Source organism: Mycoplasma razini, assembly GCF_048076865.1.
Lineage (GTDB): Bacteria > Bacillota_I > Bacilli_A > Mycoplasmatales > Metamycoplasmataceae > Mycoplasmopsis.
The window spans coordinates 331,809-352,238 of record NZ_CP182212.1 but is presented as its reverse complement, the minus strand read 5'-3'; the positions used below and the strand labels follow the sequence as shown (position 1 = coordinate 352,238).

General features: G+C 30.1%; 21 protein-coding genes. 3 read left to right on the top strand and 18 right to left on the bottom strand.

Annotated elements, in window-relative coordinates:
* Positions 1-69: 69 nt before the first annotated feature.
* From ACM0L0_RS01545 to ACM0L0_RS01525, 5 genes are all read right to left on the bottom strand, one after another.
* A complete protein-coding gene (locus tag ACM0L0_RS01545) occupies positions 70-5,262 on the bottom strand; it encodes a leucine-rich repeat protein (protein WP_416738809.1) in 5,193 nt (1,730 codons plus the stop codon).
* 202 nt (positions 5,263-5,464) lie between these two features.
* A complete protein-coding gene (gene rpsR, locus ACM0L0_RS01540; RefSeq protein ID WP_416738808.1) occupies positions 5,465-5,728 on the bottom strand; it encodes a 30S ribosomal protein S18 in 264 nt (87 codons plus the stop codon).
* Positions 5,729-5,742: 14 nt separating this feature from the next.
* On the bottom strand, positions 5,743-6,306 hold the full coding sequence (locus ACM0L0_RS01535; protein WP_416738807.1) for a single-stranded DNA-binding protein: 564 nt from the start codon (positions 6,304-6,306) through the stop codon (positions 5,743-5,745).
* A 22-nt stretch (positions 6,307-6,328) separates the two neighbouring features.
* The gene (gene rpsF / locus ACM0L0_RS01530; protein ID WP_416738806.1) at positions 6,329-6,736 is read right to left on the bottom strand and encodes a 30S ribosomal protein S6; all 408 of its coding nucleotides are present in this window, start codon (positions 6,734-6,736) and stop codon (positions 6,329-6,331) included.
* 193 nt (positions 6,737-6,929) lie between these two features.
* Entirely contained in the window at positions 6,930-7,508 is a 579-nt protein-coding gene (locus ACM0L0_RS01525; protein WP_416738805.1) for a hypothetical protein, read from the bottom strand.
* Between the two features lie 10 nt (positions 7,509-7,518).
* On the opposite strand from ACM0L0_RS01525, the gene ACM0L0_RS01520 reads away from it, so the two are divergent.
* Positions 7,519-7,701 (top strand): hypothetical protein, encoded by a 183-nt coding sequence (locus tag ACM0L0_RS01520; protein ID WP_416738804.1) that lies wholly within the window; start codon positions 7,519-7,521, stop codon positions 7,699-7,701.
* Between the two features lie 71 nt (positions 7,702-7,772).
* Here ACM0L0_RS01520 and ACM0L0_RS01515 read toward each other — a convergent pair whose 3' ends face one another.
* The 4 genes from ACM0L0_RS01515 to ACM0L0_RS01500 form a co-directional block, all read right to left on the bottom strand.
* Positions 7,773-8,489: a hypothetical protein gene (locus tag ACM0L0_RS01515; protein ID WP_416738803.1), complete on the bottom strand. Its 717-nt coding sequence runs from the start codon at positions 8,487-8,489 to the stop codon at positions 7,773-7,775.
* Positions 8,473-9,816 carry a hypothetical protein gene (locus tag ACM0L0_RS01510; protein ID WP_416738802.1) on the bottom strand — a complete coding sequence of 448 codons (1,344 nt, stop codon included), beginning with the start codon at positions 9,814-9,816 and terminating at the stop codon, positions 8,473-8,475. The genes ACM0L0_RS01515 and ACM0L0_RS01510 overlap by 17 nt, the downstream gene beginning before the upstream one ends.
* Positions 9,817-9,844: 28 nt before the next feature.
* The gene (rbfA, locus tag ACM0L0_RS01505) at positions 9,845-10,183 is read right to left on the bottom strand and encodes a 30S ribosome-binding factor RbfA (RefSeq protein ID WP_416738801.1); all 339 of its coding nucleotides are present in this window, start codon (positions 10,181-10,183) and stop codon (positions 9,845-9,847) included.
* Between the two features lie 74 nt (positions 10,184-10,257).
* Complete coding sequence (locus ACM0L0_RS01500) at positions 10,258-12,039, bottom strand: hypothetical protein (protein WP_416738800.1); 1,782 nt, start codon at positions 12,037-12,039, stop codon at positions 10,258-10,260.
* Between the two features lie 480 nt (positions 12,040-12,519).
* Between ACM0L0_RS01500 and ACM0L0_RS01495 the strand changes: the two genes are divergently transcribed.
* The gene (locus ACM0L0_RS01495) at positions 12,520-13,374 is read left to right on the top strand and encodes a DegV family protein (protein ID WP_416738799.1); all 855 of its coding nucleotides are present in this window, start codon (positions 12,520-12,522) and stop codon (positions 13,372-13,374) included.
* Positions 13,374-13,658: a hypothetical protein gene (locus ACM0L0_RS01490; RefSeq protein ID WP_416738798.1), complete on the top strand. Its 285-nt coding sequence runs from the start codon at positions 13,374-13,376 to the stop codon at positions 13,656-13,658. Before ACM0L0_RS01495 ends, ACM0L0_RS01490 begins: the two co-directional genes overlap by 1 nt.
* On the opposite strand, the gene ACM0L0_RS01485 is transcribed toward ACM0L0_RS01490, so the two are convergent.
* From ACM0L0_RS01485 to metK, 9 genes are all read right to left on the bottom strand, one after another.
* A complete protein-coding gene (locus tag ACM0L0_RS01485) occupies positions 13,655-14,473 on the bottom strand; it encodes a hypothetical protein (RefSeq protein ID WP_416738797.1) in 819 nt (272 codons plus the stop codon). The genes ACM0L0_RS01490 and ACM0L0_RS01485 overlap by 4 nt on opposite strands.
* A 24-nt stretch (positions 14,474-14,497) precedes the next feature.
* The gene (pgsA, locus tag ACM0L0_RS01480; RefSeq protein WP_416738796.1) at positions 14,498-15,172 is read right to left on the bottom strand and encodes a CDP-diacylglycerol--glycerol-3-phosphate 3-phosphatidyltransferase; all 675 of its coding nucleotides are present in this window, start codon (positions 15,170-15,172) and stop codon (positions 14,498-14,500) included.
* Positions 15,141-15,719 carry an MHJ_0274 family protein gene (locus ACM0L0_RS01475; RefSeq protein ID WP_416738795.1) on the bottom strand — a complete coding sequence of 193 codons (579 nt, stop codon included), beginning with the start codon at positions 15,717-15,719 and terminating at the stop codon, positions 15,141-15,143. The genes pgsA and ACM0L0_RS01475 overlap by 32 nt, the downstream gene beginning before the upstream one ends.
* Before the next feature lie 12 nt (positions 15,720-15,731).
* A complete protein-coding gene (locus tag ACM0L0_RS01470; RefSeq protein ID WP_416738794.1) occupies positions 15,732-16,055 on the bottom strand; it encodes a hypothetical protein in 324 nt (107 codons plus the stop codon).
* Positions 16,056-16,063: 8 nt separating this feature from the next.
* On the bottom strand, positions 16,064-17,536 hold the full coding sequence (mgtE, locus tag ACM0L0_RS01465; protein WP_416738793.1) for a magnesium transporter: 1,473 nt from the start codon (positions 17,534-17,536) through the stop codon (positions 16,064-16,066).
* Complete coding sequence (locus tag ACM0L0_RS01460) at positions 17,536-18,177, bottom strand: diadenylate cyclase (protein ID WP_416738792.1); 642 nt, start codon at positions 18,175-18,177, stop codon at positions 17,536-17,538. The genes mgtE and ACM0L0_RS01460 overlap by 1 nt, the downstream gene beginning before the upstream one ends.
* On the bottom strand, positions 18,177-18,428 hold the full coding sequence (locus tag ACM0L0_RS01455) for a hypothetical protein (protein WP_416738791.1): 252 nt from the start codon (positions 18,426-18,428) through the stop codon (positions 18,177-18,179). The genes ACM0L0_RS01460 and ACM0L0_RS01455 overlap by 1 nt, the downstream gene beginning before the upstream one ends.
* Positions 18,429-18,721: 293 nt before the next feature.
* Positions 18,722-19,165 carry an NUDIX domain-containing protein gene (locus ACM0L0_RS01450; protein ID WP_416738790.1) on the bottom strand — a complete coding sequence of 148 codons (444 nt, stop codon included), beginning with the start codon at positions 19,163-19,165 and terminating at the stop codon, positions 18,722-18,724.
* The gene (metK, locus tag ACM0L0_RS01445; protein WP_416738789.1) at positions 19,165-20,301 is read right to left on the bottom strand and encodes a methionine adenosyltransferase; all 1,137 of its coding nucleotides are present in this window, start codon (positions 20,299-20,301) and stop codon (positions 19,165-19,167) included. The genes ACM0L0_RS01450 and metK overlap by 1 nt, the downstream gene beginning before the upstream one ends.
* Positions 20,302-20,430: the final 129 nt, after the last annotated feature.

The following is a 20,430-nucleotide window of genomic DNA, read 5'->3' as shown; positions in this document are numbered from 1 at the left end:
ATAAAGCGCTTCAATACAATAAAAAATTATGATATTTTATTTTTAAGTAGTTAATTTATCAGACAATAACTAATAATATCCTACATTTGGTTTTCTTATTAATTTTGGCGTATTTTCAAAAGCGTCTTCCATTACATATCTTAATGTAGGGAAATTAGCCAATGATAAATTTATTGCTCCTTCAAAAGCACTTCTTCCAATATAAGTTACATTTGGAAAGTTAACTGATGTAATTTGCGTGTTATCTTTAAATACATTATCAACAATCACAGTAATACTATCATCGCTTATTGCTCCACTAGCATCAGTTCATTTTACTAATTTATTCCCTAAAACTACTTTTCCAGTGAGCTTTGGATTGTTTTCAAAAACATCGTCTTTAAAATCAACAACCTTAGGCAAATTAACAGATTTTAGATTTGTTGCCCCTTTAAAAGCATAAGACCCAATTTTTGTGACATTTGGGAAGTTAACTGATGTAATTTGCGTGTTATCTTTAAATACATTATTATCAATTTCAGTAATACTGTTATCATTAATATCTCCACTAGCATCTGATCATTTGAATAATGTGCCACCTAAAACTACTTTTCCAGTGAGTTTTGGAGTGTTTTTAAAAATGTTGTAGCCAATGTCAACAGCCTTAGGTAAGTTTACAGATTCTAGATTTGTTGCACCTTCAAAGGCATAAGACCCAATTTTTGTGACATTTGGGAAGTTAACTGATGTAATTTGGGTGTTATTGTTAAATGCACTACCAGCAATTTCTGTAATGCTATTATCGCTTATTGCTCCACTAGCATCAGATCATTTAAGCAATTTATTACCTAAAACTATTTTTCCAGTGAGTTTTGGAGTGTTTTCAAAAGCATTGTCTTCAAAATCAACATTCTTGGAGAAATTAACAGATTTTAGATTTGTTGCACCTTCAAAGGCTGCTATGTCTATACTCTCTACGTTTGGGAAGTTAACTGATGTAATTTGGGTGTTATTATAAAATACACGCATTGTAATATATCTAACATTTTCATCACTAATTTCCCCGCTAGCGTCAGATCATTTTAATAATGTAGTTCCTAAAACTACTTTTCCAGTTAGTTGTGGAGTATTGTCAAAGAGGTTAGGGGCAAAGTCAACAACTTTAGGTAAATTAACAGATTTTAGATTTGTTGCACCTTCAAAAGCTCCTGAACCTATAGTCTTTACATTTGGGAAGTTAACTGATGTAATTTGGGTGTTGCCTCTAAATACATTATCGTCAATTTCAGTAATACTATCATCATTAATATCTCCACTAGCGTCAGTTCATTTTACTAATTTATTAGCTAAAACTACTTTTCCAGTCAGTTTTGGGGTGTTTTCAAAAATATTGTATTCAAAGTCAAAAGCCTTTGGTAAACTTACTGTTTCTAGATTTGTTGCACCTTCAAAGGCATAAGACCCAATTTTTGTCACATTTGGGAAGTTAACTGATGTAATTTGTGTGTTATTGTTAAATGCACTACCAGCAATTTCTGTAATACTATCATCACTTATTGCTCCGCTGGCATCTGATCATTTTAGTAATTTATTAGCTAAAACTACTTTTCCAGTGAGTTTTGGAGTATTTTCAAAAAGATTATTATCGAAGTCACTAACCTTAGGCAAATTAACTGATTGCAGATTTTTTGCTCCAGCAAAAGCATTTGAACCAATGCTTTTTACATTTGGGAAGTTAACTGATGTAATTTTGGTGTTGTCTCTAAATACATTATTAGCAATTTCAGTAATACTGTTATCATTAATATCTCCACTAGCATCTGATCATTTGAATAATGTGCCACCTAAAACTACTTTTCCAGTGAGTTTTGGATTGTTTTCAAAATAATAGTAATAATTTTTATTTAACTTAGGTAAACTTACAGATTCTAGATTTGTTGCACCTTCAAAGGCACCATTTCCGATATAAGTTACATTTGGGAAGTTAACTGATGTAATTTGGGTGTTATCTTTAAATACATTATCAGTAATTGCAGCAATACTATCATCGCTTATTGTTCCACTAGCATCTGATCATTTGAATAATGTGCCACCTAAAACTACTTTTCCAGTGAGTTTTGGAGTGTTTTTAAAAACATTGTAGCCAATGTCAACAGCCTTAGGTAAGTTTACAGATTCTAGATTTGTTGCACCTTTAAAAGCATAAGACCCAATTTTTGTGACATTTGGGAAGTTAACTGATGTAATTTGGGTGTTATTGTTAAATGCACTACCAGCAATTTCTGTAATGCTATTATCGCTTATTGCACCACTAGCATCAGATCATTTTAATAATGTAGTTCCTGAAACTATTTTTCCAGTTAGTTTTGGAGTGTTTTTAAAAACGTTGTAGCCAAGGTCAACATCCTTAGGCAAATTAACTGATTGTAGATTTTTTGCTCCAGCAAAAGCATTTGCACCAATGCTTTTTACATTTGGGAAGTTAACTGATGTAATTTGGGTGTTATCTTTAAATACATTATCAGTAATTGCAGTAATACTATCATCATTAATATCTCCACTAGCATCAGTTCATTTTACTAATGTAGTTCCTGAAACTATTTTTCCAGTGAGTTTTGGAGTGTTTTTAAAAACATTATAATCAAAACGAGAAACCATTGGTAAGTTTACTGACTCAAGATTTGTTGCGCCTTCAAAGGCACTGATTCCAATATAAGCTGCATTTGGGAAGTTAACTGATGTAATTTTGGTATTACCTCTAAATACATTATCAGCAATTTCAGTAATACTATCATCACTTATTTCACCGCTAGCATCTGATCATTTGAATAATGTGCCACCTAAAACTACTTTTCCAGTGAGTTTTGGAGTGTTTTTAAAAGAATAGTAATAATTTCTATTTGCCTTAGGTAAACTTACAGATTCTAGATTTGTTGCACCTTCAAAGACACCATTTCCGATATAAGTTACATTTGGGAAGTTAACTGATGTAATTTTGGTATTACCTCTAAATACATTATCAGCAATTTCAGTAATACTATCATCACTTATTTCACCGCTAGCATCAGATCATTTTACTAATTTATTGGCTAAAACTATTTTTCCAGTGAGTTTTGGAGTGTTTTCAAAAATGTTATTGCCAACGTTGACAACCTTAGGTAAATTTACTGTTTTTAGATTTGTTGCACCTTCAAAAGCTCCTGAACCTATAGTCTTTACATTTGGAAAGTTCACTGATGTGATTTGCGTGTTATCTTTAAATACATTGTCAGCAATATCAGTAATACTATCATCATTAATATCTCCACTAGCGTCAGTTCATTTTAATAATGTAGTTCCTAAAACTATTTTTCCGGTGAGCTTTGGAGTATTTTCAAAAAGATTATTATCCAAGTCACTAACCTTAGGCAAATTAACTGATTGCAGATTTTTTGCTCCAGCAAAAGCATTTGAACCAATACTTTTTACATTCGGGAAGTTAACTGATGTAATAAAATCATTATTTTCAAAAGCCTGATCCGCTATATTAGTTATATTTTTATCAGTAATATCTCCTGTGGCATCAGTTCATTTAATTAATGTTGAACCCACCACTACTTTACCTCTAAGGAAGTTGTTATGGGCAAAAGCATCATTTTTAACATCAACAACATTTGGAAAACTTATAGATAAGTTGCTACGTATACCTTGAAAAGCTTTGCTTCCTATACTTATTACCTTAGGGAAATCAAGTGAATTGATACTATATGCATCTTCAAAGGCGCTCTCACCTATGTATTCTGCATTAGGAAAATTAATGGTTCTTAAATTCTGCGCACCTTGGAATGCACCTTGCTGTATATTTACTACATTTGGAAAATCGACAGAAGTTATGAAGCCATTTCCTGAAAAAACTTCTGCACTAATATCTGTAATGTTATTATCACTAATATTTCCACCAGCATCTGTTCATTTAATTAATGTAGTACCAGCCACAACTTTACCAGTGAGTTTTTTTGTATTTTTAAAAGCAAAAGGAGCACTTTTCTTTAAACTTGGTAATGATATCGAAACAAGATTAGTAGCATTATTAAATGCATCATTTTTAACAGTAACTACATTAGGAAAATTTATAGAATTAATTTTGTCATTATCTTTGAAAACGCTAGAATAAATATCAGTAATGATATCATCTTTTATATCACCTTCAGCATCATCTCATTTAACTAAAATGTTATTTAGTACTATTTTCTTTTTAATTTTAGGAAAAATTTTATCGCTATAAATCTTTTTATTTTCAGCAAAAGCATAATCATTTATAGTTTTTACATTAGGAAGGTTTATAGATGTAATTTGACTAGTGTCATAAATAGCATCAGTGATTATTTGAGTTATTTTATCATCATTGATATCACCAATTGGTGACATTCATTTAAAAAGAATTCCATTTTGTATTACTTTATCTCCTTCTAAATGATTTGTTCAAATTCCTTTAAGAATTTCATCTATTGAATAATTCTCATAATCAATTTTTTCAATTTTTGGAAAATTTATTTTAGATATTCGCAATGGATTGTTTATATTTTTTGAAACAGCTGAAACAATCTTTGCTTGAGGAAAATCTAATAATATTCCTTTATCATTTCCATTTTGCAAAGGCATAATGTTTTTTGCAGCAAAATCAAGCATTTTTGATGTTACAACTTCAGCATCTTCAATAAGTAGTCGTTTTTCATTAGAATCATACTTAATATTGTATTTAGACTTACCATCATCATATACAAATGTAGATATATTATTGTTTTCTACTTTATCGCTTGTTCCTGGATTGCTTGTTCCTGGATTGCTTGTTCCTGGATTGCTTGTTCCTGGATTGCTTGTTCCTGGATTGCTTGTTCCTGGATTGCTTGTTCCTGGATTGCTTGTTCCTGGATTGCTTGTTCCTGGATTGCTTGTTCCTGGATTGCTTGTTCCTGGATTGCTTGTTCCTGGATTGCTTGTTCCTGGATTGCTTGTTCCTGGATTGCTTGTTCCTGGATTGCTTGTTCCTGGATTGCTTGTTCCTGGATTGCTTGTTCCTGGATTGCTTGTTCCTGGATTGCTTGTTCCTGGATTGCTTGTTCCTGGATTGCTTGTTCCTGGATTGCTTGTTCCTGGATTGCTTGTTCCTGGATCTGCACTTAACTCTGGCGCAGGCTTTGGATCAGTATTTTTATCATTACATGCAGCTACTAAAAATGGCATAGTAATTATTGTTACCGATGTAGGCATTGTTAATAATAAAAATAATTTATTTTTTTTCATTTTTCTCCTTTGGGATTTCAGTTAGTTTTTTGAAGAAATATATGAAAATACTTCTCCATATTTTAATTATTTCAAAAAAACTAAAAAAGCAAATATTGTAAAGAACTATGCAGTAAAGCTTAATACTATTTTTTATTTAAATTAATATAAAAAATCACAACCAGATGATTAGTTGTGATTAATTTCATACATTAAGTATATATTAGTTGCTTTTTGCCACACGTGGACGAACTACGTGGTATGGCATTAAAGCGATAAATCTTGCTCTTTTAATTGCGTTTGCTACTTTTCTTTGGTGTTTTGCACATGTACCTGTTGATGATTTAGCTTTGATTTGTCCTGTAGCTGTTACAAATTTGTTTAATAATTCAACATTTTTGTAGTCTACATATTCCATGTGGTTATCACAAAATTCGCATGATTTTCTTCTTCCGAAAGCTTTTTTGTTACGTTTAATGAAAGCCATAATTGTCTCCTTTATTAATCTAAATCATTTCCAAAGTCAAATAAGGCAGAAATGTCTTGTTCAACTTCATTTGATTTAGCTTCGTTATTTTTAATTTCAGTAGTTACATTTGGAGTTTGTCTATTTTCAACAGATGAATAATCAATGTTTTCATTTCTGGTGTATGTACGTTGATTATTATTTGTTGCTGCAGTATTAAAAGTTGGTGTAAAACTGTTATTAATCACTGGTGCAGCATTATTTCTCATATCGCGCACAGCTTTTGATTCAAGTGGAACAACACGATCAACAGTAACATCTAATGATCTCACTAATTGATTAGTTTGATTACTATTGTATGTTGATGAGTGTAATGATCCTTCAACTAAAATTAAAGCACCTTTTGGCAAGTTATTGGCAATAAATTCTGCAGATTGTCTTCACGCAACTAGCGGAATAAAATCAGTAATATCATTATTGTTTCCAAAACTTGGTCTATTAACAGCAAGTGTTAATCTAACATATGCAATGTTATTTGAAGTATGTGATAATTCAGGTGTACTGGTTATACGACCAACAAGTGTAATTTTGTTATACATGCTACTCCTTTAAAATGTAAAACTATTTTTCTGAGTTTTCTTTACGAACTCTAGGTTGACGTGGTTTTGCAACTCTTTCTTGAGCGTTATTTGCGTCTTTTGTAACTCTTTTTCTTCCACGTGCTTTTGCTTTATCATCAGCTTTTTTATTAAATCCTTTTTCTGTATCAAGGTTAATAACTAGTACTCTTCAGATATCTTTAACGATATTTGAACGACGTGTAAATTCAGCAATTGCATTTCCTTCAGCTTCAACTAAAGCTAAAACGTATTGAGCGTGTTTTGATTTGTTAATTTCATAAGCAAGTTCGTTCTTTTCAAGTTTTTCAACTTTAGAAACACCTTTACCAAAAACTTCTGTTAATAAATCGTTTAAAACTTTAACATCAGCTTTAGGGCTTACGATTGACATAATTTCGTATTTGTTCATTTTTTCTCCTTATGGTCATTTCTGGGCTATATTAGCCAAGGAGTATTGCTATATACTCTTGTATATTATACAAGAGATATTATTTTTTCTTTTGCTTATGATATTTTTTAAACAACTATGACATAGGCGTTTTATTAATTATTTTTTTAAAAAGAAAATATAGCATTATTAAAATGCTATATTATTGAATCTCTTATTTTAAAGTAAATACTTGAACAACATCTTCAAATTTACCATTAATTTTTTGTTGATATTTAACAGTTAATGTTTTATGTTCCTCATCTAATGTACCATCAAGGTAATATTTCTTACTTTTTTGGATTTTTCCAAAATTAATATTATCTTTTCCCATGCCTTCAGCAAATAATAATATTTCATTATCTTTTCCTTTACCATTTGATGCAATTCCATATCCTTTTAAATCTTTATAGAATTGGAAAAGATTTTTTGGGTGTTTTTCTTTTACTTTGTTAGATACATTTTCAAAAGTTGCAGCTTCACCTAAGACGAATGCTGTTCCTTGTTTTACTTCAACATTTGGAGCTGGTTGATCAGGTTGAGGTTTAGGTTCTGGTTGATTTTGCTTTAATCCTTTTAATGAAATTTTTATAGTTCCGACTTGTTGTGCAGCTACTTTTTCATCTGTTGTTTGGTTATCTGAACTTTCCAACATATAAACAGCATTTGGTTGAATTACTGTATCAAACTTAATTGTGATTGACAATATACCTTGTTGATCTATTGGATATACTTCAGTAACTCTTCCATTCATTGCTTTAAGCATGTCAGCTGTAATAGTAAATTGATCATCCTTGTCAGAACCAGTTAATGTTATTTCATTTCCTTTAAGTACAATTTGTTCTACTTTAATTTCAGAAGGTAAAACTTGATCTAAAGCTTTGCCTAATTTTTCTACAGTTTTAGCTTCATCTACTGAATATGGTTTTTCAGCTTTGTTTCCATAAAATTTGGCAATTGCACTTGCAGAAAGTGCTGGAATTGGTAATCCATTAATTGTAACTTTAGTTGCTTCTGATTATACATTTGTTTTATCTTTATAAGCAAAAATGTATTCTTTAGAAGCTTCATCTAAATATAACTTTGGTTGTAAAATTGCACTATGATCTGATATATTTGATGAAATAAATTTATTTTCTACTTTAATTGCAGCAGAATCTTTTGGAGCTGTAATTTCAAGAAGATCTAAACTTTTTAATGTTTTTTCATCATATGTTCCGTGTAAGAATTTGTATGTTTTTGTTTTATTTTTTGCACTAGCAGGGGTTATTTTTACTGCTGATTTATCAACATTTTCTTTTGCCTTAATTTCTAAAGCTTTAAAAATTTCATCTGCTTTTGCTTTTGAAATAAAACCTTGTACATCAAAAGTTTTTTCAATAGTTTTAGAATCATTTGAATTTGTTTTTGATGTTACTTTAATAGTGTATTTAATTTGGTTAATTCCATTTAGCATTTTTGTTTTTAATGCTTCTTTTTCACTAGCTTGTAATGTTGAAGCATCGCTTAAAGCATTTGCAACAAAAACAGGATTAAGTGCTTCAATCTTATAATCTTTGTTTTCAGTAAATACAGGAGCAACAAAGTCATCAGCTGTAGCGCTAAAAGCTGTTTTGTTGCTTGCTGTAGCTACTAAAGTAGGAGCAGCTTTACCAATTAAGTTTTGAATTTCTTCTTCAGATAAATTGGCAGCTGGCTTTACAGATGTAGAACCTGTCTTATCTCCTCGGCTCACCAGAATTTTTATTATCTTCACCAGGTGTTTTGTTTTCAGCTGGTTTTTGAGCTAATTTTAATGTGTCAATTAATTGAGCTAAACTCTTAGTTTCTGTAACTAAAAGAGCTACATTTGATTTAGCAAAAGCTACTAATGCTTCATATTTTGATTTAAGAATTGCTTTTACTGCATCATAATCAGCTTGATTTGGTAATAATTCTTTTGCTTTAGCAGCAGCTTCTTTTTTAAAGCCTGGTAATAAAGCTTGAATTTTTTCAAGTGCAGCTGTTTGAGCTGTTCCTTTTTCAAACGTAATTGCTTTAACACTTTTTGCAAGTTCTTGAATTTGAGTTTTAAAGAATTCTGTCATTTGTGTAACAAATGTGTCTAAAGTAGCAATATTCATTGTGCTTTCTTCTTTTTTCAATGATTCAAAAATAGCTTTTCCAACATTTGCAATAGTTTCCGCATTGGTATTTAAAACATCAGCAACACTGTTTTTAATTTCACCCATTTTTTCAGGTGTTAAGTATGCTTTAATTTGTTCAATACCTGTTGTGCTTGCTTTTGCTGTAATAGCATTTTGAAGCATTGTAGTTAACACTTTATTTAATTCGCTTGCAACTTGAGTATATAAAGTTGCTACTGTGTTATATTGATCTGTAGGTAAAACGCCTTCAACAGCTTTTAATACACCACTTACTTCTTTTCCTAATCCATTAGCAACTTCTGTTGAGTAATTGTTAATAGCTGTTTTTTGTTCATCTGATAATTTGTTTTCAGCTTTAGAAGTAATAGCACTGTAAGCACTTGTGATTGATGCTTTTACTGTGTTTTGAGCAGCTGCTTCATCTGATGCTGAAACAGTAGGTGCTATATATTTAATTTTGAATCCGTCAATAACTGATTCTTGTACTACAAATAATTCTTTGTATTGTTTTGATTGGATTTTGTATTTAAATGATAATGTTCCTTTTTCATCATTTGCAACTAAACTCTTAACTTCTGTATTTTGAGCACTTGTGCTTGCACCACTAGCTGCAGGAGCTACACTTGCTTTCTTTGTTAGAGTAGTTTTCATATCTACAAGTTCAACTGTAAATAATGATTTGTTATATCCTGAAAAAACAATATCTGCATTTTTAATTGTTGAAGCAAATACTGCATCTTTCTTAATTGTATCTACTAAAGATACTTTTGTATTTGTTGAAGCTTGTTGTAATTTGCTTTGTTGATCTTGATAATCTCTTTGGTTTTTGTAAATTACACTAGGAATTGCAACAGCAGCTGTACCAATTGCAAGTCCCCCAACTACAACTAATAAAAATTTTCCGACTTTTGACATTTAATTGTCCTTTCAACTTTTAATAAGTTTATTTTTCATTTTTGATAGATGCTAGTATCTCTTCTATTTTTTGGCCATTTTTAGATACTTCATCTAAGTAAAAGTGTACGCTTGGTACTTTTCTTCAATCTAGTGATTGTGAAAGAACCTTTCTTACGTACCCGGAAGCATTATTTAGTGCTTCGATTCCTTTTTGTTCATTAGTTAAAAATGAAACAAAAACTTTCACATGTGATAAGTCATTAGAAAGCGAAACATCCATGACTACTGGATCAATTACATTAGTGTTAGTGATATCGTTTGCAACAATATCAGCTATCAATTGTTGTAATCTCGCCTCTTTTCTTTTTAAATTGATTTCATTCATATTTTAATTATAAAGGTTTTTTTAGTTTAAGAGACTTGAACAATACTTTTTTTGTTAGTTCTATTTTTCTATTTTTAAGCTAGTGTTATAGTTTGTTTGTAGTATTTTTCTGGTTCAGATGCTAATTTATATTTAACAATTAATTGTTTTGTTGCTTCATTTAAGCTAGCTTCTAAGTATTTCTTACCCCCTTTAATATTAGTTGATAAAACTGAATCTATATTCATTTCACTATCTTGTTTAAGTGTTAAAATTTTGTTATTTTTTCCTTGACCATTTGCAGTTATACCAAGAAATGCTTTTTTTCCTGAACCATATTTTTGAATTGCTCCACCTTTACTTTCAAATTTATCTTTTTTGTTATCTCATAATTCCTTTATTTTTTCAAATGTCATTCCAGCTTCTAATTCAAAAATAGCTTTTTCTTGATATTCAGTTTCTTGTGCAGCTCCTAAAGCTTTAAACCCAGATTTTTTGACTGTAAATGTACCAATATTAAGTTGTTGTGGGTCTTGGCTTTGTTCAATTCCTTTTCCAAGGTAGATAGTTCCGTTTGGATCTTGAAGTGGAATTGTATTAAACTCGAATTTAACAACAATGCTTCCTTCTCTTTCATTAGCTTTCACCTCAGTAATATGTAATTTTGAATTTTTGATAAATTCAGATGAAACCATGAATTTATCAAGAGCATTATTAGCACTTGAGACTACTTCAGTGTGATTAATATCTAATGCTTGATTTAGCATTTCAACAGTAACATCTTTAGGATCGGTTTCACTTAAAACTTTACCTGTTGCCTTTTCTAATTTAGCTTTATCAAAATTAAAGGCTTGATTAATACGATAATTTGTAGCAATTGCCACAGCTGATAAAGCACGTGAAGGTAAATTATCAAAAACAATTGAAGTATTATTATCTCCTTCTACATATTCTTTACCATTACGATATACAAAGAAATTATTAGCTGACTTATTATCTAAATATAAAAATGGTTCAATTCTTAATTCGTTTTTAGCTGGATTTACTCCCAGTTTATTAAATTGATATGAAGCTTTTGCAATGGCTCCTTGATTTTTAATGCTTATGGCTTTTTCAACTGATAGTGGATAATATGAACCATTAAGGAATTTATATGAATTATTTGTTCCTTTAAATTCAGGTCTGCTTGAATCAATGTCAATTATTAATTTAGTTTTATCAATACTGAAATTAGAATCATCTAAAAGTGACATTGATTGAGCAAAAATTTCTTTCGCTTTGGCTTCTGAAATATATCCACTAATCTCATATGATTTAGTAAATTCTTTTTGTACTGCAGGATCAACTTTTGAAGCTACCTTAAAGCGATAATCAACTTTCATTTTTCCTTGTTTTAATCAGTCTTCTAAATGTTCATATCTAGTATTATCTTTTGGCATAGTAATTGATACAACAGAAACTGTTTCTGTATCACTTGGCTTTGTTTCAACATCTTTAAGATCACTAGTTTCCGCCATTCAAGCTGTTTTCTGATTAACAATTTCTTCTTTTAGCGTTGGTGCATGCTTAATGTATTTTGTAACTAAAGCATCATTGTCTAAGGCTAAAAAGTCTTTATTGGCTGTAACAGTTGGTTCTTTGTCTCCACTTGTACCAGGATTAGGTTGTGTTTCGCTTGTACCGGGATTTGGTTGTGTTTCGCTTGTACCGGGATTTGGTTGTGTTTCGCTTGTACCAGGATTAGGCTGTTTATTGCTTTCAGGTTCCTTTCCTTGATCATTATTTTGTTTGTCATGTGAACATTGTGCAGCAATTAAAGGTAATGTTGCTATGCACACTCCAGACATTGTAGTAAGTAATAATTTAATTTTTTTCATTTTTCCTCCATAGTTTATAACATTTGATTATATTGTTATAGTTTAAATATCTATGAAAATAGTTCCAAAAAGGATAAAATTTGTGGAAACTTCCATAAATTGTGGAAAAATGTGGAAAAAAAGCCACCTTGCATGCAAGATGACTTATATCCTCTGTTTTGTCTTGCTACTTATGTAGCAAAAATATTTTACCACATCATTCTATTGCAAAAGATGAATTTTTATTTTTTTTAAAGCTTCCTGCAAGGCTTTTTGATCTGATTAAAACTAGATTATGATGCTAAAGAATTAAATTTATTTACTCCCAATATATCAACATAATGCTTATTATTTCTCAATAAATTAAATTACTATTTTATTAATAAATATCAATACTAATTTTTAAAAAAATATTTTTAACACTATTAATAAGGGGTTTTAGTCAAAGGCCAGACAGAAATTAGCACAATAAAATTTACTTTTTTCTTATATAATTAAAGCATGAAAAAATTAGGAATTATTTTAGACTCATTTAGTGGTCTATATCAAGAAGAAGCTGAAAAAGCTGGTTTTAAATTTATTCCATTACAAGTTGATCTTGATGGAACCTTATACCAAGATGGATTAGCAGACAAAATGACTGTTTTAGAAAAACTTTCTACAGCTAATAGTTTTAAATCTTCTAGTCCAAAATTAGAAATCATTAACACTATTGTGCAACAAGCAAGTGAAGAATTTGATGAAGTTATCTACTTTGGAATTCACCCAGGATTGAGCTCTACTTCAAGCCATGTTCGCACAGTAGCAAATGATTACAAAAATGTTTATGTTTTTGAAAATCACTGAAGTGGAATTCAATTAGTAAATGCTGCCAAATATGCTTTAAAACTTTATAAAGATGGTTTATCTATGAAAGAAATTTTTGATTTATTACAAAAAATCAATGATTCTTCAGCAACTTATTTAGTGCCATTTGACATGAAGTACATGATTCAAGGTGGAAGATTACATGGTGTAAAAAAATTCATCATGACTAAAATTAGTTTAATTCCAATCTTAGAATATACAACTGATGGAAAAGTTAGTCCAGTATTCTTAAAGCGTACAATAAATGGAGCAATTGCTAAAGCAATTGAAAAAGCCTATTTCTACCAAGAGGGCGAAGATTTAGCAAATTATGAATTTAACTGAATGCATGGAATTGATTTAAATGTAAATGCAGAAGTGGTTAAACAATGTGCTGAATTAGATCTTAAATTGGCTCATGAGCAAATTACTTCAAGCGTAATTGCTATCCATACTGGTCCACAAGCCTTTGCTATTACAGTGATGCCTAAGTTGAAATTAGAAGACTAATGGCAAATAGCAAAAACACTTCTAAAGCTCCTAAAAAAAGCAAAAAGTCAAAGCATGAAGCCTTAAAGGCTGAAATGAAATGCAATAGCACCACATCACTGAATGATAAGCGTTTTACAAAATTAGTTGATAGTATTATTATTGAAAATCAACAAGATGAGTTTGAAATAAAAAAATATCGCAAGAATAAGTGAGCTTATTTCCTTGCGATAGGTTCAATTATTTTAATCATTGCTTTAGTTGTCATTATTATTCTAGCTATCATTTATAAATGAGCTGGTTAATGAATAAACAAACTGGAATTATGATTAATTGGGAGTTCTATATACACTAGTGAAACTAGTGCTGTCGAAATTATATAAGCTGATGCAACGAACAATAAGTAAGTTGTGTTAGCTTTTATTTTATCTCTGTCATAAAATAATGAGACAACATAAGATCCGGTAGATACATATATATTAGTTGGGAAAGATAATCGCAACATTCATGAAGCTACTAATAAAATAATATAAGTTAATAAACCAGTATAAGTTGAAGATAAAATATAGTTATTACTTTTTTTGTTAATTACATATTGAATAATAAAAGTCAATATAGTGAAAGCAAAAATGAATCCTGTGTCTCAACTTAATTCCTTAATTTGAATCCGAGTGACATTTTTATATGAAGCATTTAAGCTAGGTCTATTTTTCTTTATAAGAGCTCACAATAAGCCACCAATTATTCCACCTATAAAATGACCTAAAATAATTAGCCAAATATTTGCAATATGAATTTGACTTTTAATTGGATTAAATAAATAAGTGAATACATAAAATAGAGTAACCATAGGGTTAACTATTGGTGGGATACTGTTATTAATCTTTTCATACATTGCCTTAGGTTCAAAAATTTGAGCAAGGATTCTTAACACAGCAAATGAAATAAAAGCTGATGTTAAAGTTGCTAAAGCATAAAAGAATGGATAGACAAAATTTCTATGATTATACTTTTTAGCAAAATGGGTACATAAAAAAGACATAAGTGTTAAAAACGCAACACTAATGAGTTCTGCTATAAAGAATTCTCAAATAAAGTTATTGGTTAATAAATATTGCACTTATGTCTCCTAAATGATAGTAAGTTATTTTTTAGCTTCTGTTCTTGAATTTTGTTTCATGTATTTTGAGCCTTTAATTACATAAAAGAACCCTGAAATAACACTTAAAACTAATGCGATATAAATTGGAATGTTTAATACATACATAAAATTATATTGTTTAATAAAATTAGGTTCATATGGTAATCAAATTAACATTAATAATGTAACAGAAATTCCGATTGAAAGAATTAGTGTTTTAATTTTTCCAAGTTTGCCAGCAGCAACTGAAACTCCAATTTTAGATAAAAACATTCTTACACCATCAACAATGATGTCACGTAGAATAAAGATAGCTACTGCTCAAAATGGAAGTACATTAATTACACCAAAGTAAATAAGAACTAAATTAGTCATTACCTTGTCAGCAATCGGATCTCAAACTATTCCAAAATCAGTGACTAAATTCTTTTTACGAGCAATTCTTCCATCAAAGAAATCAGTAATCATTGCAGTTGTAAAAATTGCTAAAATAAATCCTGTTATTAATGAAAAGGCTATTTTAAATCCTGTTTCTTTTAAATTAGCTATGTTTCCATTGAATTCTGATCCGTGTGATAAGGTATAGTATCCAGCAATCATTAATAAGAAAGCAGGAATAACTAATAATAAGCGTGTTAAAGTCAATTTATTTGGCTTGTTCATTGTTTTCAAACTCATTTTTGTACACTCCTCTTAATTTGTCTTTAATTTCATTTTCATCCTTAAATAAGGAATCAATTTCTGTCTTATTAAATTCTTCAACTTTTTTAGCGAACTTTTCAGGAGCTGCAGCAAAATATTCGATATATTTAACCCCCTTTTTATCTCATAAATTAGCATTTAAGTCTCTTAAAGCTACTAAATTATGTTCAAGTTCACGATAATCATTTGAAGGGATTTCTTTTATATAATCATGAAATTCTGGTGATTTATATAATGCTAAAACAACATTACGTGTGTTTTTATTAATTTCACCCATTGAATATTTACCAATACTTGGAACAAATTCATCAAGTGTGACACGATTTAATGCAATTAGCTCATTCATCATGATTGATAATTCGTAAGCATAAACTGAAGCGTTTTTACTAATTTCAACCATTTGGGCTGCTGCTTTCTTCTTTAAACGTTTATCTTTAATGTATTGGTAAAGAATCCATCCGATAAACATTACCATTACGACAGCAAATAGTATTCAAATACCAACTGTTGCATTCATTTGCATATCTTTTCTCCTCTATTTTGTTATTTTTAATACTCATTTTGAGTCTTTTTTAACCACGAATTGTTTCATGATTTCTTCTAGTTCATCTTCAGAATAAGTAATTCCTTGAACCATTGCTGTATATAAATAATTTGAATAACCTTTAAAATCAAAGCTAGCTCTTGGTGTTACTTCTGTATATATGATTCTTCCACCTTCTGATAAAGGTTCTGAAATAGTTACTTCAGTATCAGCAACCTCTGTTTTAATTGCTGCTAAACATTCTTTCATATCAGCTTTAGCACGTAAGTAATCTTCGGCTAAAAGTTTAATTTTTTCAACATCTGCTGTTTTCATATTGCTCCTTAAATTCAACCAACAAAATGCGCTAAAGCTAGCACTCCAATATTTAATCCAAAAAAGATTAAAGTTGAGATAGCATCACTTAATGTGGCTAAAATTGGAGCTGACATTACAGCTGGATCTTTTTTATGTTTGATAGCAACTAATGGAATTACTGTTCCTAAAAACTTAGCAAAAATAACTACTACAAATAATGAAAGTGAGCTAGCTAAAATAATGAAAGTAATTGGTCCTCAAGCTGCTTCTGTTCCATCACCATTATCTCTAAAGCTTGGGATTGCAAAGTAGATATATAATCTAGCAATATTAACCAAGAACAAGATTGAACCAATGACAGCACCAACTGAAATTTCTTTACGAATAACTTTTCAAATATCTTTATGTTCAATTTCACCTAAGGCACTAGCACGAGTAATGGTGGTTGAAGATTGAGAACCAGCATTACCAGCTGAACCTGAAATAATTGGAATTAGTCCAACAATAATTCCGGTTGATACTGCAACGCCTAAACCTTTAATGAAGTTTTCTGAAATATTTGAAAACTGTTGAATGATGTATTGAGAGAAAGTAGCTGAAATCATAAGAATAATCAATCAAACTACCCGTGATTTAACAATTTGTTTAATTTTTGTTTTTAAATAGCTTTCTTCAGCAGCATCAGGGTTAATACCAGCAAGCTTATACATATCTTCTGTAGCTTGTTCTTGGATAACGTCAATAACTGCGTCTGAAGAAATCATCCCAATTAGTCTATTATCAGCTGAAACAACCGGTAATGTAGATCTATCATGATCCGCGAAAATGTTAGCTGCATCCTCCTTATTGTCATAAGGGTGAACTGTTGCCACAGCATTATATAAATTATCTAGTGTTTCATTTTCATCATCAGCAAAGACTAATTCTTCAAGAGTAATATCTCCAATTAAAAATCCACTGTCATCTGTGATATAGAAGTTATGACTAAGTTCGATATTACTTTTGTAATCCTTTTTAATCTTTCTGATAGCTTTCTTAGCGCTTCATGAGTCCTTTAAGACTGAAAGATCAACTGACATAATGCTTCCTACGTGTTCGTCATCATATGAAAGCAAGTTATTTAATTTAGTTCTCTTATCATCTGGTGTTTGAGATAAGATTTTTTTAGTAAAGTTAACTGGCAAGTCTTCTAAAACGTCAACCAATTCATCACTTTCTAGGTCTTGAAGAATTTTCATTCCTCAATCTTCAGTAAATGATTTTGCTAAATTAACTTTTGTGGTGTCTTCTAAGTAAGAAAACACTTCTGCAGCTTCCGCAGTTTTTAAAACTCTAAGCACATATAATTGCTCTTCAATTGTTAAGCTTTCTACTGCTTCAGCAAAGTCAGCATATGGGTATTCTTCACACAATTCACGAACTGCAATAATTTTCTTTTCTTTAATTAACTCAACAAGAGTATTAATTAAAGTTTCTTTTACTTCAGGAGTAAATTCCATTATTGTTCTTTTAAGTATTTAATAAGTTGTTCTTGGAATTGTTCAAGTTTAACTGGTTGTATTATGCTTCCTTTAAGGATCTTAATACTTCCATCTTCTTCAGATACTACCACAGTAGTAGCATCGCATTGTTCTGAAATCCCCATCGCTGCTCTATGACGTGAGCCATATTTTGAGTCTACACTTTTACGAGTAATTTTGTAAAAAGTAGCTGCATAATAAATTTTGTTATCTCTGATAACTACAGCCCCATCATGTAAAGGACTAGTTTTATTAAAAATTGCAATTAATAAAGAACTTGAAATGTTTGAATTAAGTACAACACCATCAGTTCTTAAGTTATCAATATTGTCATTATTTTCAATAGTGATTAATGCACCTATTTTGTTCTTTGAAAAATATTCGACACTTTCTCTTAATTGGTTAATTAAACGAATTTGACTGCTTTTACCTAATTTTTCATATTTAGTTTTCTTAATCTTTGAAGAGATAAAACTGTAAATATGTGGTCATAAGTAAAGACCCAAAAGAATTAGAACTACTACTAAAGCTAAAGTAGCAATAATAATTAAAGCAGTTATTTCTTGGTTTGAAACTGTAGTTACATTTTGACTTGCAGTTTCGTTAAAATATTTGATCACTATAAGCCTTTAACTAAATAAGCAATTAAGATAATAAGTATCATTACACTCAGTGCTACACCCGCACCTAAAAGATTAAGAAATAAATCTCGCTTATATCAAGGCAATGCCTTTTGCGATGTCTTATATTCTTCCTTTTCATTTTCTTTTTGAGCGGAAAGAATGGCGTGTTGAATTTCTTGTTTACGGAATTCAACTAAATCAATGTATTTTGTTTTTTTGGTTTCATTTTTTGTCTTTTCTGTGTCCATAAAACGCCTCCTTCTTTGTTTATTTAAATTTTAAATTTTTTTATTAAAAATAAAAACATTTAAATAAAAAGTTTATTCAGTGAAAAATAAACTTTTAGCACTAACATATTGTGCTAAATAAAAGCCAATTCCAATTATTGATATTTTTTTGCTTATGAAATATTACTTAAGCATTATCTTTTTGATTAAAAAATAAAAAATCATACATCTCTTTTGCAAGATCAATTTTGTAGTTAAATTCTCTTTTTACCACTGTGATATAGTGAAAAAAGAAAAATGCAGATTACTCTGCATTATTTTTTAATTCTTTTAGGTTTTGAAATATTTAAAGATAAATACTTATCATAAGCATCTAATAAAAATTGTTTAGGTGCTTGATTCTTTAATTTTTTATAGGCCTTTTTAATTGAGAAGTATTTCGCTCTTTTTGATTCACCTTTAACATGATGTGGAACTTCTACATCTTGTGTATAGGCTAAAAAGTATGTAACTTCTTTATCATTACCAGTTTCTCTAACTACATAGTTATCTACATAAGATACATCTGAAATAATTTGGAAATTTTTAATTGTTGTTTCTTCCATTACTTCACGATGAGCAGTTTCAACTGGTGTTTCGTCACCTTCGATATGTCCTTTTGGAAACACTCAAATATTATTTAATTGTTTCACTAAAAGCACTTTGGTTCTGAAACGAAATCTTCTAAAAATTATGGCCCCACAGGATTTCTCTAACATTATTTAGTTAACTCTTTCACTTTCTTTTGTAATTCTTCTACTTTGTTTAATTGTTCTCAAGGAAGATTTAAATCACTTCTACCAAAATGTCCAAAATATGATGTTTGTAAGAATATTGGTTTTCTTAAACCTAATGCATCAATAATTCCTTTTGGTGTAAGGTTGAATATCTCGCTAACTGCTTGTTCAATTATTTCTTCAGGCACTGTATTAGTTCCAAATGTATCAAGCATAATTGAAACAGGTTTAGCTACACCAATTGCATAAGCAATTTGAATTTCAGCGCGTTTAGCTAATTTTGCTGCAACAATGTTTTTTGCAATTCATCTTGCTGCATAAGCTGCTGAACGATCAACTTTAGTTGAGTCCTTTCCGCTGAAAGCACCTCCACCGTGACGAGCTGCTCCTCCATATGTATCAACAATTATTTTTCTACCGGTTAATCCAGTATCACCAATTGGTCCACCGATAACAAAATTACCAGTTGGATTAATTAAAATATTTTTAGGTTCAGCTAAATTATATTGTTCCATTACAGGAAGAATAATATGGTTCTTAATGTAAGACTTAAATTCAGCTTCATCATAGTTTTTAGCATGTTGAATACTCATTAATACAGTGTCTACAAAAACATGGTTTGGATCTGTATAGTCTAAAGTTACTTGAGATTTCATATCTGCTTTAGCATTCTTAAATTCTAGGCTAGTTCTTAATTTTTCAGCTCTTCTAACTAATGCATGAGCAAGTGTAATTCCTAGTGGCATGTATTCTGGTGTTTCATCAACAGCATATCCAAACATGATACCTTGATCTCCTGCACCAATTTCATCACCTAATTCAACTCCCATGGCAATATCTTCACTTTGACGTTTAATGTCTGTAATAAAGCTAGTTTCGTTTGTATAGTAACCTAATTGTTTTAAGATGTTTTTAGCAATTTCAATAACATCAACATCCGCATTCGATTTAACTTCTCCTGCAATAAAAATGTTATGTCCAGATGCCATGCATTCTACTGCTACTTTAGATTCTGGATCTAAAGATAAGTAAGCATCTAAAATTGCATCAGATAGTTGATCACAAACTTTGTCAGGGTGTCCTCTACCTACTGATTCACTACTAAATAGTTTTCTCATATTACTCCTTTTGTAAATGGTTATAAAAACAAGGATAAACCTTGTTTGAAATGTAAATAAATTATAAAATAAAACTAGTTTTATGGAAATCTATTTTTCCATCTAGCTCGCTTTTTTACTGCTATATAT